This window comes from Rhodococcus sp. NPDC059968 (genome assembly GCF_042738615.1).
GTDB lineage: Bacteria > Actinomycetota > Actinomycetes > Mycobacteriales > Mycobacteriaceae > Rhodococcus_F.
The window spans coordinates 1-2,161 of the sequence record NZ_JBHWUE010000251.1 but is presented as its reverse complement, the minus strand read 5'-3'; the positions used below and the strand labels follow the sequence as shown (position 1 = coordinate 2,161).

Annotated in this window: 1 rRNA gene; it reads right to left on the bottom strand. The window is 57.3% G+C overall.

The annotated features are described in order from the left end of the window. Positions 1-1,981 (bottom strand): 23S ribosomal RNA (locus ACFWAY_RS53570); the annotation flags it as partial. Between the last annotated feature and the right edge of the window lie 180 nt (positions 1,982-2,161).

The window sequence follows — 2,161 nt, the reverse complement described above, 5'->3', positions numbered from 1 at the left end:
TCGCTGGTCTCTGCGGCCACCCCCAGCTCACGGAGTAAATCCGATCACCAGTGATGGCCCCCCTTCTCCCGAAGTTACGGGGGCATTTTGCCGAGTTCCTTAACCATAGTTCACCCGAACGCCTCGGTATTCTCTACCTGACCACCTGAGTCGGTTTAGGGTACGGGCCGCCATGAAACTCGCTAGAGGCTTTTCTCGACAGCATAGGATCATCCACTTCACCACAATCGGCTCGGCATCAGGTCTCAGCCTTAATGCGGGACGGATTTGCCTACCCCTCGTCCTACACCCTTACCCCGGGACAACCACCGCCCGGGCTGGACTACCTTCCTGCGTCACCCCATCGCTTACCTACTACAAGTCTGGTTCATCGGCTCCACCACTACCCTCAACTCCGAAGAGATCAGGCCGGCTTCACGGACTTAGCATCGCCTGATTCAATATTGGGCGTTTCAAAGCGGGTACCGGAATATCAACCGGTTGTCCATCGACTACGCCTGTCGGCCTCGCCTTAGGTCCCGACTTACCCTGGGCAGATCAGCTTGACCCAGGAACCCTTAGTCAATCGGCGCACACGTTTCTCACGTGTGTATCGCTACTCATGCCTGCATTCTCACTCGTGAACCGTCCACAACTAGCTTCCGCTGCTGCTTCACCCGGCACACGACGCTCCCCTACCCATCACAGCGGGCGTTGGCCCTATTGCTGCAATGACACGACTTCGGCGGTACGCTTGAGCCCCGCTACATTGTCGGCGCGGAATCACTTGACCAGTGAGCTATTACGCACTCTTTCAAGGGTGGCTGCTTCTAAGCCAACCTCCTGGTTGTCTCTGCGACTCCACATCCTTTCCCACTTAGCGTACGCTTAGGGGCCTTAGTCGATGCTCTGGGCTGTTTCCCTCTCGACCATGGAGCTTATCCCCCACAGTCTCACTGCCGCGCTCTCACTTACCGGCATTCGGAGTTTGGCTAAGGTCAGTAACCCGGTAGGGCCCATCGCCTATCCAGTGCTCTACCTCCGGCAAGAAACACACGACGCTGCACCTAAATGCATTTCGGGGAGAACCAGCTATCACGGAGTTTGATTGGCCTTTCACCCCTAACCACAGGTCATCCCCCAGGTTTTCAACCCTGGTGGGTTCGGTCCTCCACGAAGTCTTACCTCCGCTTCAACCTGCCCATGGCTAGATCACTCCGCTTCGGGTCTAGAGCGTGCAACTCAATCGCCCTATTCGGACTCGCTTTCGCTACGGCTTCCCCACACGGGTTAACCTCGCTACACACCGCTAACTCGCAGGCTCATTCTTCAAAAGGCACGCAGTCACGACTGTATGTGCAAGCACATACAGCGACGCTCCCACGGCTTGTAGGCACACGGTTTCAGGTACTATTTCACTCCGCTCCCGCGGTACTTTTCACCATTCCCTCACGGTACTATCCGCTATCGGTCACCAGGGAATATTTAGGCTTAGCGGGTGGTCCCGCCAGATTCACACGGGATTTCTCGGGCCCCGTGCTACTTGGGTGATTCTTAAACGAGCCGCTGATGTTTCGTCTACGGGGGTCTTACCCTCTACGCCGGACCTTTCGCATGTCCTTCGCCTACATCAACGGTTTCTGACTCGCCGACCGGCCGGCAGACCGATCAAAAGAATTCCCACAACCCCGCATGCGCAACCCCTGCCGGGTATCACACGCATACGGTTTGGCCTCATCCGGTTTCGCTCGCCACTACTCCCGGAATCACGGTTGTTTTCTCTTCCTGCGGGTACTGAGATGTTTCACTTCCCCGCGTTCCCTCCACACTGCCTATGTGTTCAGCAGCGGGTGACAGCCCATGACGACTGCCGGGTTTCCCCATTCGGAAACCCCCGGATCAAAGCTTGGTTGACAGCTCCCCGGGGACTATCGTGGCCTCCCACGTCCTTCATCGGTTCCTGGTGCCAAGGCATCCACCGTGCGCCCTTAAAAACTTGGCCACAGATGCTCGCGTCCACTGTGCAGTTCTCAAACAACGACCAGCCACCCATCACCCCACCAGACAAGCTGGCGAGTTCACTGGGGCCGGCATCGCGAAGAACAGCCTTACGGCCGTACCCTCAGATACCCAACAACGTGCCAAGCACGACCCGGCGGTCCAACATCACGTTCCACGCCGA